This is a genomic window from Streptomyces shenzhenensis (genome assembly GCF_021462265.1).
Lineage (GTDB): Bacteria > Actinomycetota > Actinomycetes > Streptomycetales > Streptomycetaceae > Streptomyces > Streptomyces shenzhenensis.
On sequence record NZ_JAJONF010000006.1, the window covers coordinates 298,690 to 313,420 of the forward strand.

The following is a 14,731-nucleotide window of genomic DNA, read 5'->3' on the forward strand; positions in this document are numbered from 1 at the left end:
TGACCGAGCTTTTTCGTCTCTCGATCCGTTCCGAGCATTCTGCCGCGCGAACGAGGGTTGCCCCTGCCGCTGTTCCCGGGATCTCTCAAGGATCTCCCGGCCCCGCACACCCGGGTCACCGGCCGATCTCCCCGCCACGCACCCGAGATTCCTGACCGAACTCTCGGATCCGCGTCCGGGGATCCGCCCGGACCCCCCGCACTCAGGCCCGGAACCCCCGGCAGGTCCGCCGGAGCGGCGCCCGGGACCACGGGCGACGCCCCGGACCCCCGATCGGTCCCCCGAACCCACGCCCGGAACCACCGGCCGACACCCGGACCCACGCCCGGAACCACCAGCCGATCACCCGGACCCGTGCCCGGGATCCCGCCCGGATCCCCGGAGTCCCGGATCTACGGCCGGGGCACGGGAAGAACATCCTTCCCGCACCCCGTTCCGTGGCCGTAACGCTGCCATTACGGCGCCTCTTTGACCATGCCTAGGACAAGGTCATGACTCCTGGGTCAGGAGGTCTTGACCGTGATGGAGCCGTTCTTGATGCCGTCCTCGGCCTTCTTGATCGCGGCCTGCAGGGTGGCGTTGTTCTTGAAGACCGGGTTGGAGTCGGCCAGGCCGACGCCACCGTTGCTCAGGGAGCCGCGGATCTCGCCGGACAGCGGCTTCTTGTCCTTGATGACCGACTTGGCCAGGTCGTACACCGCGCCCTGCACGTTCTTGAGGGCCGAGGTCAGGATGTAGTTCTTGTACTTCGACAGCGCGGCCTGGCTGTACTGGTCGGAGTCGACGCCGATCGCCCACACCTTGTGCGCGGCGGCGGCCTTGATGACGCCCTGGCCGGAGAGGCCGGCGGCGGCGTAGACCACGTCGGCACCGGCGCCGATCTGGCCCTCGGCGGCGGCCTCGCCCTTGTCGGGGCTGGAGAAGCCGCCCTCCTGGGCGGTCTGGGTCAGGTACTGGGCCTTGACCGTGACGTTCTTCTTGGTGTCCTTGACGCCCTGCTCGAAGCCCGCCTCGAACTTGTGGATCAGCGGGACGTCCACGCCGCCGATGAAGCCGACGGTGTTCGACTTGGTGGTCAGCGCGGCGGTGACGCCGGCCAGGTACGAGGACTGCTCCTCGTGGAAGACCATGTCGGCGATGTTGCTCGCCTGGTCCTGGTTGTCGTCGATGATGCCGAAGGTGACCTTCGGGAACTTCGCGGCGGCTTCCTTGACCGCGGGCGCGTAGGCGAAGCCGACGCCGATCACGGGGTTGTAGCCGGACTTGGCCAGGGTCTCCAGCCGCTGCACCTTGTCCGCGTCCGACTCACCGTCCTGCGGCTCGATGTCCCGGCCGGTGACGCCGAACTCCTTGTCGGCCTTCTGGAAACCGGCGTACGCGGCGTCGTTGAAGGACTGGTCGCCCTTGCCGCCGACGTCGTACGCGAGACCGACACCCTTGGAGGCACCGGCCTTGCCGGTGGACGAACTGGACGAGCTGCCGCACGCTGAAACGGTGACAGCGAGGGCTGCGGTTGCAACGCCCGCAACGGCGATTCGGGACACCCGGCGCATGGAACGAGACTCCTTCGTGCAAGCGCCCAAACCAGGCGCTGGTTCCGCGGCAGCGTAACGCGCGTAGACCAGACGGAAAACCCCCAATGTCCGGTCCGTTATCTAGCTGTGGCCACAGACACGGCCAAGGTTACGGACAGCATCGCGCCCCTTGCAGGAGGCAAGGGGCGCTTTGACCGTGCCGCCGTCGGGGCGGCCGTACACAGGGGTACGGCCGCTCACCCGGCGCCTTGTATGTGCCGCGTCACTTCGTGTTGACGGTGACCTTGCCGTCGATGATGTCCTGCTTGGCCTTGTCGACGGCGGCGACGACCTTGGTCATGGCCTTGTACTTCGGGTTGGTGTCCGCGAAGCCGACGCCACCGGTCTTGAGGGTGCCCTCGACGGTGCCGCTCTCCGGCTTGCCCTCGTGGACCGACTTCACCAGGTCGTACACGGCGCCGCCGACGTTCTTCAGGGCGGAGCCGAGGATGTAGTCCTTGTACTTGGCGAGCGCGCTCTGGCCGTACTGGTCGGAGTCGACGCCGATCGCCCACACCTTGTCGGTGGCGGCGGCCTCGATCACGCCCTGGCCGGAGAGGCCGGCCGCGTGGTAGATGACGTCGGCGCCGGCGTCGATCTGGCCCTGGGCCGCGGTCTTGCCCTTGTCGGGGCTGGAGAAGCCGCCCTCGGCCGCGGTCTGGGTCAGGTACTGCGACTCGATCTTGATCTTCGGGTTGACGGACTTGGCGCCCTGGTCGAAACCGGCCTCGAAGGTGTGGATCAGGGGGATGTCCACGCCGCCGATGAATCCGATGTGGTCCTTCTTGGTGGCGGAGGCGGCCGCGACACCGGCCAGGTACGAGGACTGCTCGGCGGCGAACACCATGTCGACGACGTTCTTCGCCTGGATCGTCGAGTCGTCGATCATGCCGAAGGTGATGTTCGGGTACTTGGCGGCGACCTCCTTGACGGCGGGCGCGTAGGAGTAGCCGACCCCGATGATCGGGTTGTAACCGGCCTTGGCCAGCGTGTCCAGGCGCTGCACCTTGTCGGCGTCGGACTCGCCGTCCTGCGGCTCGATGTCCCGGCCGCCGATACCGAACTCCTTCTCGGCCTTCTGGAAACCGGCGAAGGCGGCGTCGTTGAAGGACTGGTCGCCCTTGCCGCCGATGTCGTAGGCGAGGCCGATGCCCTTGCCGTTGTACTTGCCGGACGAGTTGGTGCTGGTCGCACCACTGTCCTGGCTGGACTTGCCGCACCCGGCGGCCGCGAGGGCGATGACGGCAACGGTCACCGCAGCTTGGGAGAACCGAGTCCTCCGACCCGAGATAGTACGCACAACAAGCACCCCTTCGTCCCCACGGCACCGTCTTCGGCCCGCTTCCCCAACCGTCCACCCTCGGTGGCGATTTCGGCGCACAGTAACGCGCGTAGAAGGGGAGGGGAACGGGGTTTCTCCGGGCCGTTATCGAACCGTGCCGACTCCGGGTTACAAGCGGCGGCCGCCGGTTACGACGGGGTGACACAAGGGGGCGAAGAGGTACTGACCGGGCACCTCTTCACCCCCTGCGGCTCGCGCGACGTACGGGAAGCCGACCGCTTCTCCCGCGGCCGTTTCTCCCGTTGATCACTCGACCGCACGCCTGCCGCCGATACGGCTACATGGTCGCGTCGATCAGGGCGGCGGCCGTGAACAGCTCCACCCCGACGGTGATGGCCCGCTCGTCGGCGTCGAAGTCACCCTGGTGCAGGTCGCGCGCGATCCGGTCGCCCGGCGTGCGCACCCCGAGCCGCGCCAGCGCGCCCGGCACGTGCTCCAGGTACCAGGAGAAGTCCTCGCCGCCGAGGCTCTGCTCGGTGGTCTCGATGGAGTCGGTGCCGCGCCGGGCGGTCATCGCGTCCCGCAGCAGTTCGGTGACCACCGGGTCGTTGACGACCGGCGGCACCCCGCGCACGTAGTTGATCTCGGACTTGGCCCGGTGCATGGTGGCGACCTCGTCGATCGCCGCGTGCACCACGTCCGGGGCCTGCCGCCAGGCCTCCAGGTCCAGGCAGCGCACGGTCCCGGACAGCTCGGCGTGCTGGGGGATCACGTTGGGCGCGTGCCCGCACTCGATCCGGCCCCAGGTCACGGCGAGCCCGCTGCGGCTGTCGACGCGCCGGCCGATGAGCGCCGGCACGTCGACGGCGACCCGGGCGGCGGCGGTGACCAGGTCGGTCGTCAGGTGCGGACGCGCGGTGTGCCCGCCGGGCCCGTCCAGGGCCACCTCGATGCGGTCGCAGGCGCTGGTGATGGCCCCGGTCCGGAGCCCGATCCGCCCCACGTCCACCCGGGGGTCGCAGTGCACGGCGATGATCCGCCCCACCCCGTCCAGCACACCGGACTCGATGGCGTCGGCGGCACCGCCGGGCAGCACCTCCTCGGCGGGCTGGAAGAGCAGCCGTACGGGCCGCGGCAGCTGCCCCCGCTCGTGCAGCTCGGCGAGGACCAGCCCGGCGCCCAGCACCACGGTCGTGTGCACGTCGTGCCCGCAGGCGTGCGCCCGGTCCGGCACGGTGGACCGGTACGCGCACTCGGTCTTCATGTCGGGGATGGGCAGGGCGTCGATGTCGGCGCGCAGGGCGAGCACCGGAAGCCCGTCCCCGACCGGCCCGATGTCACAGAGGAGGCCGGTCCCCGACCGGAGGACACGCGGCCGCAGACCGGCTTTTTCCAGCCGTTCCTTGATGGCGGCCGTGGTGCGGAACTCCTGGTTGCCCAGTTCGGGGTGCATGTGCAGGTCGCGACGGAAGGCGACGAGTTCGGCGTGCAGTTCCTCGCTGAGCACGCCGGGGAGCACATCTCCGGGAAGGTCGGCCTCGGTCTCTTGGGACATCAATTGGTTCACCCTCTGAAGGGTAGGACGCCCGGAGGGTCGGCTGACCGAGATCAACAAAACTTCAGCCCGTTAGGGGAAGAAAATCTGACCGCGGACGCATGACCTCGGACGTGGCTGGGTAACACGTATGTTTCCTCTTCCACGGATACCACGCCTGGCGACGATCACGCGCATCCTGTCCACCTACCGAAACGGGACCGAGCCGCAACCGCGACTTCGCCACGCGGGCCACGCCCGCCCGGTAGCGTGCGCGACCGTGACGGACTCGGAGACACCCGACTTCATACAGACCACCCGTACGTCCTACGACACGTTCGCCAAGGAGTACCGCGCCGCCTTCCCCGGCCTGCCCGAACGGCCAGTGGACATGTCGATGATCGCCGCCTTCGCCGCGCTGGTGAAGGCGAACGGCACCGCCCCCGTGGCCGACCTGGGCAGCGGCCCCGGCGACATCACGGCGCACCTGAACGACCTGGGTGTCCACGCCTTCGGCATCGACCTCTCGCCCGCCATGGTCGCCCTGGCCCGCGAAACCCATCCCGCGGTCCGGTTCCACCGGGGCTCCATGACCTCCCTGGACCTGCCCGACGAGACCCTCGGCGGCATCCTCGCCCTCTACTCGATCATCCACATCCCCGACGACCACCTGCCGGCGACCTTCGCCGGCTTCCACCGCGTCCTGGTCCCCGGCGGCCATGTCCTGCTGGCCTTCCAGAAGGGCGAATCACCCGGCCTCCACCTCACCGAACGCTTCGGCCACGAGATCGACCTGCGCTACTACTGGCGTCCCGCGTACGCGGTGGGCGACATGCTCGCCAAGGCGGGCCTGGAGGTGGCGGCGACCCTGATCCGGGAGCCGGTGGAGTCGGAGAAGTGGCCCCGGGCGTTCGTCCTGGCCCGCAAGCCGCGCTGAGCCGGGGGCGGGTCCGCCGGGGGCGGGGGAAGCGCGGCGTCACTCCTGGGTGCGGCGCACGCACTCCGTGACGACCTCCCGCAGGCTGCCGGTGCCCGCCAGCAGCTCCCGCTGCTCGACCGCGCCGTTGCCGCGCCCCAGCAGCCGTTCGACGGCCTCTTCCACGGCCGCCAAGTCGCCGCTGCCTGCGAGGGCGTCCCGGGTGTGCGCGAGCAGCGCGTCCAGTACGGCGGGGGCCGCCCGGGGCCGCAGGGTGCCGGGGTCCAGCAGTTCCCCGTCCAGCCCCGATCTCGCGGCCCGCCAGGCGGCCAGCCGGTGCAGCGTCACCCCGTGGTCGACGGGCTCCCGCCCGGCCCGCCACTCCCGCGCGGCGGTCTCCACCAGGGCACGGGCGAGGGTGGCCACGAGGACGGCGGTCTCCGCGCGCAGGCAGACATCCGCGACCCGGATCTCCACGGTCGGATAGAGCCGGGCCAGCCGGGCGTCGAAGTAGGCCATCGCCTCGTCCAGGATGACGCCGGTGGCCACCATGTCGGCCACCAGCCGGTGGTAGCGCCGGGGTGAGCCGAACAGCTCGGTCGGACCGGCGGACGGCCAGCGCGTCCACACCCGGCTGCGGTAACTGGCATAGCCGGTGTCGTTGCCCTGCCAGAAGGGGGAGTTGGCGCTGATCGCCGTGAGCACCGGCAGCCAGGGCCGGACCCGGTCGAGCACCCCCACCCCCTCGTCCTCGGACTCCACCGCAACATGCACATGGCATCCGCAGACCAGCTGCTCCCGGGTGGCGATGCCGTAGTGCTCGGCCATCCACTGGTAGCGCCGGTTCACGCTGATGGAGGGGCTGACGGGCAGCGGCGAGGAGGCGAGCGCGACCACGGCGGACCCGAGCTCTCCGGCGAGCCGGGCGGCCTCCTTACGGCACCGGACGATCTCCTCCCCCAGCTCCGCCATCTCCGACTGCGGATGGGTGGCGAACTCCAGCATCTGCCCGTAGAGCTCCTTCTCGAACACGTCCTGCCCGGGATCGGCCAGCGAGGCCCGCGCCAGCACGGCCGCGGCCGACGCCTGGGGCTCACCCGTCCCCGGGTCGACGAGCAGCAGTTCCTCCTCCACACCGACGGTACGCACCTGAGGCCGCCCTCCATCCACACCGCGCCCCTGCCGGGCAGGCTGTTTCCCCCCGACTTCCCAGGCCGGGCCAACGGACACCTGCCCACAGCCCGGGGGCGGCCCGGACGCTCACTCCTCGGCGAACAGCTCCGCGGCGTCGGTGACGTGCACTGCGCGCTGGGCCCAGATTTCGAGCTGGTCGAGATCGGTGCAGGCGTCCACCCGCTCACGCACCGGGTCACTCACCGGAACACCGCGCCATTCCAGCAGCCGCAGCACCATCTCGGCACGCTCCTGAACACGCCCCTGCTCCCGGCCTTCCTCCCGGCCTTCCTCCCGGCCTTCCTCGCGCACCTGTTCCGCCAGCGGGTGCCGCCAGAAGTACTGGATCGCCGTCATCAGGTCCCTCCACATCTGCTTCGCCTGGGGATCGTCCAGGCATGAATCGACGAACTGCACGAACACCGCGGCACTGTCGCGGTCGATGGTCTTCAGGGCGGCTGCCAGCGATTCCAGTATGGCCGGAGCCTGCCTGCCACGCCCGTGTGTCATGGCCGAAAGCACCGCAAGGGGTACGTCCCGTACCGCCTCCCGCTCATCCGCGATCACCGGAACGTTGTCCGGCCCCAGCACCAGCGGCCGCACCGTCAGCGACTCCCATCCCGGGAAGCCGAGCTGGATCGGCTGCGCCGCCCACTTCGCCGTCGCACTGCTCTGCGTCGTCACGATCAGCACCGGCTCGCACCGGTACTTCTCGTACAGGAAGGCCAGGTAATACGGCCAGCTCCCCCGCTTCCGCTCGTCCGGCTTCCCCTGCGACTCGACGACCAGGAGATAGGTCCCCTCGTCCGTCTCCGCCCGCAGCAACGTGTCCACCCGGCGCTCGACCGGCTCGATCTCCGTCAGGTCCACGTTCATCGCCGCGATCTCCCGCGGCTCCGGAAACGGGACCTCCAGCACCCGCTGTAACGCCTTCGTCAGCAACGCCGGATCCTTCTGGAAGATCCGGTGCAACGCCTCATGCGTCGACCCCACCATCACGCCACCCCCAAGGTGCACCACACGTACTTGCCGCGCTCCCCGAACCGGGACGACGGCTGCCAGCCCCAGCAGTCCGCACACGCGACCACCAGCCCCAGCCCCCGCCCCGCCTCGTCGAACTCCGTCACCACGCCCAACGACCGCGGCGGCTCAGGAGGCACGGGATCCGCATCCCACGCCCCGATCCACACGACACCCTCCGGGGAGCGCCGCACCCGCAGCGCGGCCGGCCCCTTCGTGTGCCGCACGGCATTGGAGACCAGCTCCGCGGCGAGCAGTTCCGCGGTGTCGGCGAGGCCGATCAACCCGTGCATCGTCAGGATCAGCCGCAGCGTGCGACGGCAGATCGTCACCGCTCTCAGATCGTTGGGGACGGACAGCGTGTAGTCCCAGGCTTCGGGCATGCGTCATCAACTCCGGTCGGATGAAGGGGATTTCACGCACGGTGGCATCGCCGCACGGCAACGTGCGGTGCACTTCCGCAGCGTGCGTGTTATGTCACCGACAGTAGGGGGCAATATTTCGATCCTGCAAGCCGGTCGCGTAATCTGCCCCCGAAAGAGTCGCGCTCGGAGGTGTGTTGGGAGGCCCCGTCGGTGGCAAAGAGGATCGAGCCAACGGCACGTCAGCTGCGCTTGGCGGTCGAGCTGCGCAGGTTGCGGGACGCGACGGGCCTCAGCTCGCGGGAGGCAGCCGTACTGCTCGGGGTGAACGCACCGCAGATCAGCCAGATCGAGTCCGGCCTGGCCGGGGTGAGCGAGAAACGGCTACGGGCCCTCGCCGCCAACTACTCGTGCTCGGATGATGAGTTGATCGAGGCCTTGGCGGCCATGACGAAGGACCGCACACGGGGCTGGTGGGAGGAGTACCGGGAGCTGCTGCCGGCGCCCTTCCTCGACCTCGCCGAACTGGAACACCACGCCACGTTCCTGCGGGAGGCGCAGTTCCTGTACATCCCCGGCCTGCTCCAGACGAAGGACTACGCCCGAGCCGTCTACTCCTACCGCGTCCCAGAACTACCCCAGACAGAGCTGGAGTTGCGGGTGCAGCACCGGCTGCGACGCAAGGTGGTCCTCGATCGCACACCGTTCGACGCCATCATCCACGAGGCGGCACTGCGCATCATGGTCGGTGACCGCGCAGCCTCGCGAGCCCAACTGAACGAGCTGCTGGAGGTCTCCGAAGCGGACAACGTCACCGTGCGGGTCATCCCCTTCGCCGCGGAAGGGTTCGCGGGCGCCGCAAGCGCCATGCTGTACGCGGGCGGCGCCGTGCCGAAGCTGGACACGGTCGTGCGGGACGGGCCCAACGGCGCGGCGTACGTCGACTCCGACGGCCAACTCGCCGCTCTTCGAACACTTCTCCGTAAGCTGGAAACCGCGTCGCTCAACCCCGGCAAGTCACGAGACTTCATCAACCGCGTGGCGAAGGAACTGTGATGCCCATCCCCGGCCTCTGGCACAAGTCGTCCTACTCAAGCTTCGGCGACGGCGACTCCTGCGTGGAGATAGCGAACTCCCCCACCCGCATATCCGTCCGCGACTCCAAGGACCCCACCGCCGGCACCCTCGCCTTCCCGCCCGCGTCCTTCGTCCTCTTCGTCGAGGCCCTTAAGGACGCGGGCGCGGTCACAACCCCGTCGGCGCGGGTCCGGTGCGGGTGAGGCGGGCGCGCAGGCGCGCCCCGTCCTGGACGGGAGGGAGGCCGTAGGCGGTCCGGTACTCGCGGTTGAACTGGGTGGCGCTCACGTAGCCGACCGCCTGGGCGATCTGGGCGGCCGTGGCGTCGTCGGCGACCAGACGGCGCCGGGCCTCCTGGAGCCGCAGGTGTTTCTGGTACCTGAGCGGGCTCATGCCGGTGGCCGCCTTGAAGTGCCGGTGCAGGCTGGCCGCGCTCATGTGCGCCACCTCGGCGATCTCGTCGATGCTGAGCGGCTCCGTGTAGCGGGCGCGGATCCAGCGGGCGGCCGCACGGACCCTGGTCGCCGCCGAGTCGGCCACTGACCACTGGCGCAGGACGGGACCGAGGGAGCCGCGCAGCAGCCGGTAGAGGATCTCGCCCTCGATACGGCCGGCGAGCGGGCGGATGTCCTCCGGGGCATCGAGGAGCTCGACCCAGCGGACGACCGCGTCGAGGAGTTCGGGGGGCATCGGCGCGCTGATCTGCCCGACCGTGGCCGACGGGGCGGTGTGGCCGGTCTCGTCCAGCTCGACCAGCAGGTCCGTGAGCGCGTTGCCGTCGAGTCGCATGACGGCGGACCGGTAGGGCACCTGCTCCAAGGCGACGGTGACGGGAACCTCGATGGCGGTGAGCATCATCTCGCCGGGCCCCGCGAACTGGACGAGTTCGCCCGCCGTGATGCGTTTCCGGCCGCCGGTGACGAAGCAGATCATCGGTTCGTACAGCAGGTCCACGGGCTCGATGGGGTCCACGACGGCGACCACGGACAGCCGGGGGACCGCGGTGTCCGAGCTCAGCCCCACGCAGTGCCGGTCGATGGCCGCGCCCAGGCGGTTCAGCACGGGGTGCTCCTCCTTCACGGTGAGAGGATCAGGCAATCCTATGCGAGCGGTGGCCCATGACCTCCGCCGGCCGCGTCCCTAGCGTTGAGCGCATGGCAGAACACACCACACTCCTCCCCCGGCGCACCCTCGGCACCCAGGGCCTCACGGCCGGGGCGATCGGTCTCGGCACCATGGGCATGACCATGGCGTACGGCGCCCCGGACGAGCGGAGCAGCATCGCCACCCTCCACCGGGCCCACGAACTCGGCGTCACCCTCTTCGACACCGCCGAGCTGTACGGCCTGGGCACCGGCAGCAACGAGCAGCTCCTCGGGCGCGCGGTGCGGGGCTTTCGCGACGAGATCCTGATCGCGACCAAGTTCGGCTTCGACCTCTCCGACCCCGCCCGGATCGGACGCGCCCTGGACAGCCGGCCCGAGCACATCAGGGAGGTGGCCGAGAACAGCCTCCGGCACCTGGGCACGGACCGCATCGATGTGCTGTACCAGCACCGGGTGGACCCCGACGTCCCCATCGAGGATGTGGCGGGCACCGTCGGCGAGCTGATCGCCGAAGGCAAGGTCCGCTATTTCGGCCTGAGCGAGGCCGGGCCCGGGACCATCCGCCGCGCGCACGCGGTGCACCCCGTCTCGGTGCTCCAGACCGAGTACTCGCTGTTCGAACGGGCCGTGGAGGCCGAGGTGCTGCCCGTGGTCCGGGAGCTGGGCATCGGCTTCGTGCCGTACTCGCCGCTCGGCCGCGGTTTCCTCACCGGCGCCGTCAGGCCGGCCGCGGAGTACGACGCCGACGACATGCGGCACACCATGGACGAGCGCTGGCGGCCCGGCAACTACGAGAAGAACGTCGCCGCCGTCCGTGAGCTGACCGAACTGGCTCAGAGCAAGGGCTGGACGGTCACCCAGCTGGCGCTGGCCTGGCTGCTCGCGCAGGGCGACGACGTCGTGCCCATCCCCGGCACCCGCAGCCCGAGGCGCCTTGAGGAGAACGTGGCCGCGGCGCACGTCGACCTCGGCGCCGAGGATCTGGCCCGCGTCCAGGAGATCCTGCCGTACGGCGCGGCCGGCTCCCGCTATCCCGCGGCGGTCATGCCGACCTGGCGGTGACCGGGCGGACGGGTTCGGCCGGACCGCAGACGCGTCGGGCGAGCCCGTCGCCTCTCGTCCGGCAGCGGATGCGGCCGGTCCTCCCCGCGGTTGCGGACGGGCCGGCCGGTACGGCCGCGGGCGTCCGGCTCGTGGAGCAGGGGCACGCCCGCGGCAAGGCGGTGATCAGGGGGGCGTGAGCAGGGGCTGGGACGGGCTCGTCACCGCGGTCAGGCGGTGTACGTCCTTCGCCGTTCCGGTGACCCCGGAGAGGAAGCCCTGGGCGCGGGGGGACGCGTTCTCGGTCAGCCACGCCGGGTCGATGTCGCAGACGGCCACCCGGACGCCCGTGCCGGCCAGGGCCAGGGGGAGGGTGTGCACGACCGTGGAGGGGAAGCTGAGGATCGTACGGCCGATGGGGCCGCGGCGGGCGATCAGTTCCAGGGGGAGGTCCGGGCGGACTATCTCCAGGCCGGTCTCGGCGGCCAGGCGGTGGAGTTTCTCGGTGCTCTCGCGGCGGTGCGCGAAGTAACGGGTCGCGCCATGGGCCTTGGCCAGGGCCTGGACGGCCTCCAGGTACCGGTCGCCGTCCACCACCCCCGTCTCCACCAGGGAGGTGCCGACCATGTCGGCGCCCTTGGTGATGCGCGGCGGACCGAAGCGGGCGCGGGTCCAGCCGAAGTCGTTCGCGGTGACCGTCACTCCCGTCGGCGTCTCCGCCATCGGCATGGAGGAGAAGACCTCCACCCGGCGGCGGGCGCTGGGGGTGAGGCGGCGGCGGGCGGAGGAGGAGACCGGGGCGAAGAGCAGGTCCCGGGCGCCGGGTCTGCCGCCCTTGCGGTGCCAGCGGACCAGGCGTTCGCCGCGCGCCAGCTGGGCGACGAACTCCATCGTCGCCGTGCCGTCGTCGACCACGACCAGGTCGCGGGCGCGGGTGATGGTCAGCAGGAGCTGTACGTAGCGGGAGAACGGGTCGCCCATCACGATGCGGTCGGCCCGGCGGAGGGAGCCCGCCAGGCCGCCGATCGTCTGGAAGGGGGCGGCGGTGCCGCCCCGTGCTTCCTCCCAGCGGACCCGGTGACCCTCGTCCCGGGCCAGGTCCGCCATGCGGCGCAGCTGGCCCCGGGTCATGGGGTCCGTCGGCGACAGGACGACGATCGTGAGTTCCGCGCCGGGTGCGGATATACCGGACACGGAGCGCCGTACCTGGCCGGGTACGGCGGGCATCGGGTCCGCCGCCGCGCGCCGGGCGCGGACATGCGCCCACTCCAGCACGTTCAGCAGCTGCACCGGACTCTCGACGAACGCGAGTGTGTGGGGGCCGGTGTTCCCGGCGCGGGGGCTCATCGACGTACGACCGTCCCGTCGTCGTAACACATCAATCAGACTCAGACCTGGACCGGCTCACCGGCGGCCGCGGCGATCTCCGCCTCGGCGACGACACCGGTGACGCGGCGCAGCTTCTTCATCGGGCCGAGCTCGGAGTCGTAGACCTTCTTGACGCCGTCGCCGAGGGACTCGGAGATGATGCGGATGTCGCGGACCAGGCGGTTGAGGCCCTGCGGCTCCACGGAGGCGGCCTGGTCGGAGCCCCACATGGCGCGGTCGAGGGTGATGTGACGCTCGACGAAGGTGGCGCCGAGCGCGACCGCGGCGAGGGTGGTCTGCAGACCCGTCTCGTGGCCGGAGTAGCCGATCGGCACGTTCGGGTACTCCTTCTCCAGCGTGTTGATCACGCGGAGGTTCAGCTCCTCGGCCTTCGCCGGGTAGGTCGAGGTGGCGTGGCACATGAGGATGTTCTCCGAGCCCAGGACCTCGACCGCGTGGCGGATCTGCTTCGGGGTCGACATGCCCGTGGAGAGGATGACCGAGCGGCCGGTGGCACGCAGCGCCTTCAGGAGCTCGTCGTCCGTGAGGGAGGCGGAGGCGACCTTGTGGGCGGGGACGTCGAACTTCTCCAGGAAGGCGACGGCCTCGGTGTCCCACGGGGAGGCGAACCAGTCGATGCCCCGGGTCCTGCAGTACTCGTCGATCTGACGGTACTCGTCCTCACCGAACTCCACGCGGTGGCGGTAGTCGATGTAGGTCATGCGGCCCCAGGGGGTGTCGCGCTCGATGTCCCACTGGTCGCGCGGGGTGCAGATCTCCGGGGTGCGCTTCTGGAACTTGACGGCGTCGCAGCCGGCCTCGGCGGCCACGTCGATCAGCTTGAAGGCGTTCTCCAGCTCACCGTTGTGGTTGATGCCGATCTCGCCGCAGATGTAGACGGGCTTGCCGGGGCCGACCTCACGGGAACCGAACTGGCGCAGACGGGAGTTGCTCATGACTGTGGGGTGTCCTTACTTAGGGAGGGAATCGAGAGAGGGGCCGAGGATCCAGCTGGCGATCTCTCGGATCGCGCCGTCACCGCCGGGGAGGGTGGTGACCGCGCGTGCGGCGCCGCGTACGACGTCGTGGGCGCTCGCGACCGCCACGGGCCAGCCGGCTACGGCGAAGCACGGGAGGTCGTTGACGTCGTTGCCGACATAGAGCACGCGCTCGGGAGCGATGCCCTGCTCCTCGCACCACTGCTTGAGGGCGAGGTCCTTGCGGTCGATGCCGTGCAGGACCGGGATCTTCAGCTTCCGGGCCCGCGCGGCGACGACCGGGTTCTGTTCCGTGGACAGGATCAGCATCTTCAGCCCGCTCTTTCGCAGGGCGGCGATGCCGAGTCCGTCGCCGCGGTGCACGGAGACGAACTCCTTTCCATCGGCGTCGATCAGCACCCGGTCGTCGGTCTGGGTGCCGTCGAAGTCCAGTACGACCGCGTCGACGTCGTCGGCGGTCGGCAGCGCGCCGGGGCGGTCCGCGTCGAAGAGCGGAGCCAGGGCGCGGGCGCGCGCGAGGTCGTGCGGGTCGTCGATCTCCAGCACGCGCGCGGGGTCGGTGCGCACCAGCTCGGTGTGGCCGAAGAAGCGGTGCTGGTGCTCGCGGAAGCCGTCCGCGCGCATCGCGTAGGCGGCGCCGGTCTCCAGGAAGTCCTGGGGGCGGTCCTGGCGGCGCGGGCGGTACGACTTGTCGTGGTTGACGCCGAAGCCGCCGCTGGCCGGGGTCTCGTCGCCGTCACCGGCGGCCGCCGCCGGCACCGGGGCGTGCACCTCGTCGCGCCAGACGAAGCCGTGGAAGGGGGCCACGGTCAGGGCCGTGTCGGCGCCGTTCTCGACGACCGCGCCGGCCACCCCGTCGAGGTCCTCGCGGACGATGAACGGGCTGGTGCACTGCACGAGCAGGACCACGTCGACCGAGGCGCCGTGCAGCGCCTCGTGGGCGTCCATGGCGTGCAGGACGGCGGCCTCGGAGGTGGCGGTGTCACCGGCGATGGCGGCGGGGCGCAGCACGACCTCGGCGCCGGCCGAGCGGGCGGCCGCGGCGATCGCCTGGTCGTCGGTGGAGACGACCACGTCGGTCACCAGGCGGGAGGCGCGGCACTCGCGGACCGCGCGGGCGACCAGCGGGACACCGCCGACCGGGGCGAGGTTCTTCGCGGGCACGCCCTTGGAACCGCCCCGGGCGGGGATCACGGCGAGGACGCGGGGCACTACGGCCGCTTCTGGGTGGGGCATCGGCTCTGTTCCTTCGATTCCGTCAGACGCCGGCGACGTCTGGC

Annotated in this window: 14 protein-coding genes; 4 read left to right on the forward strand and 10 right to left on the reverse strand. The window is 70.5% G+C overall.

Features of this window, described 5'->3' with window-relative positions; all coding sequences use genetic code 11:
- Positions 1-503 precede the first annotated feature (503 nt).
- The 3 genes from LQ326_RS11655 to LQ326_RS11665 form a co-directional block, all read right to left on the reverse strand.
- Entirely contained in the window at positions 504-1,553 is a 1,050-nt protein-coding gene (locus tag LQ326_RS11655) for a BMP family lipoprotein (protein ID WP_234535368.1), read from the reverse strand.
- A 244-nt stretch (positions 1,554-1,797) separates the two neighbouring features.
- Positions 1,798-2,829, reverse strand: a complete 1,032-nt coding sequence (locus tag LQ326_RS11660) for a BMP family lipoprotein (RefSeq protein ID WP_234535370.1) — start codon at positions 2,827-2,829, stop codon at positions 1,798-1,800.
- Positions 2,830-3,193: 364 nt separating this feature from the next.
- Positions 3,194-4,411 (reverse strand): amidohydrolase, encoded by a 1,218-nt coding sequence (locus tag LQ326_RS11665; protein ID WP_234535372.1) that lies wholly within the window; start codon positions 4,409-4,411, stop codon positions 3,194-3,196.
- Between the two features lie 259 nt (positions 4,412-4,670).
- Here LQ326_RS11665 and LQ326_RS11670 point away from each other — a divergent pair, with 259 nt between their 5' ends.
- Positions 4,671-5,327, forward strand: a complete 657-nt coding sequence (locus LQ326_RS11670) for a class I SAM-dependent DNA methyltransferase (protein ID WP_234535374.1) — start codon at positions 4,671-4,673, stop codon at positions 5,325-5,327.
- A gap of 39 nt (positions 5,328-5,366) precedes the next feature.
- Here LQ326_RS11670 and LQ326_RS11675 read toward each other — a convergent pair whose 3' ends face one another.
- From LQ326_RS11675 to LQ326_RS11685, 3 genes are all read right to left on the reverse strand, one after another.
- Positions 5,367-6,455, reverse strand: a complete 1,089-nt coding sequence (locus LQ326_RS11675; RefSeq protein ID WP_234535376.1) for a glutamate--cysteine ligase 2 — start codon at positions 6,453-6,455, stop codon at positions 5,367-5,369.
- A gap of 111 nt (positions 6,456-6,566) precedes the next feature.
- The gene (locus LQ326_RS11680; RefSeq protein WP_234535378.1) at positions 6,567-7,475 is read right to left on the reverse strand and encodes a hypothetical protein; all 909 of its coding nucleotides are present in this window, start codon (positions 7,473-7,475) and stop codon (positions 6,567-6,569) included.
- Positions 7,475-7,882: an ATP-binding protein gene (locus LQ326_RS11685; protein ID WP_234535379.1), complete on the reverse strand. Its 408-nt coding sequence runs from the start codon at positions 7,880-7,882 to the stop codon at positions 7,475-7,477. Before LQ326_RS11685 ends, LQ326_RS11680 begins: the two co-directional genes overlap by 1 nt.
- 192 nt (positions 7,883-8,074) lie before the next feature.
- Here LQ326_RS11685 and LQ326_RS11690 point away from each other — a divergent pair, with 192 nt between their 5' ends.
- Complete coding sequence (locus LQ326_RS11690; protein ID WP_234535381.1) at positions 8,075-8,917, forward strand: helix-turn-helix domain-containing protein; 843 nt, start codon at positions 8,075-8,077, stop codon at positions 8,915-8,917.
- On the forward strand, positions 8,917-9,141 hold the full coding sequence (locus tag LQ326_RS11695) for a DUF397 domain-containing protein (protein WP_234535384.1): 225 nt from the start codon (positions 8,917-8,919) through the stop codon (positions 9,139-9,141). The genes LQ326_RS11690 and LQ326_RS11695 overlap by 1 nt, the downstream gene beginning before the upstream one ends.
- Here the strand turns inward: LQ326_RS11695 and LQ326_RS11700 are convergent.
- On the reverse strand, positions 9,107-10,018 hold the full coding sequence (locus LQ326_RS11700) for an AraC family transcriptional regulator (protein ID WP_308401902.1): 912 nt from the start codon (positions 10,016-10,018) through the stop codon (positions 9,107-9,109). The two genes, LQ326_RS11695 and LQ326_RS11700, sit on opposite strands and share 35 nt — an antisense overlap.
- A gap of 74 nt (positions 10,019-10,092) precedes the next feature.
- Here LQ326_RS11700 and LQ326_RS11705 point away from each other — a divergent pair, with 74 nt between their 5' ends.
- A complete protein-coding gene (locus tag LQ326_RS11705) occupies positions 10,093-11,106 on the forward strand; it encodes an aldo/keto reductase (RefSeq protein ID WP_234535386.1) in 1,014 nt (337 codons plus the stop codon).
- Between the two features lie 165 nt (positions 11,107-11,271).
- On the opposite strand, the gene LQ326_RS11710 is transcribed toward LQ326_RS11705, so the two are convergent.
- The 3 genes from LQ326_RS11710 to LQ326_RS11720 are packed head-to-tail and all read right to left on the reverse strand — an operon-like array spanning position 11,272 to position 14,687.
- Positions 11,272-12,432 carry a hypothetical protein gene (locus LQ326_RS11710; protein ID WP_234535388.1) on the reverse strand — a complete coding sequence of 387 codons (1,161 nt, stop codon included), beginning with the start codon at positions 12,430-12,432 and terminating at the stop codon, positions 11,272-11,274.
- A gap of 41 nt (positions 12,433-12,473) precedes the next feature.
- Complete coding sequence (locus tag LQ326_RS11715; RefSeq protein ID WP_234535390.1) at positions 12,474-13,409, reverse strand: N-acetylneuraminate synthase family protein; 936 nt, start codon at positions 13,407-13,409, stop codon at positions 12,474-12,476.
- Between the two features lie 15 nt (positions 13,410-13,424).
- On the reverse strand, positions 13,425-14,687 hold the full coding sequence (locus tag LQ326_RS11720) for an N-acylneuraminate cytidylyltransferase (protein WP_234535392.1): 1,263 nt from the start codon (positions 14,685-14,687) through the stop codon (positions 13,425-13,427).
- Positions 14,688-14,731 lie beyond the last annotated feature (44 nt).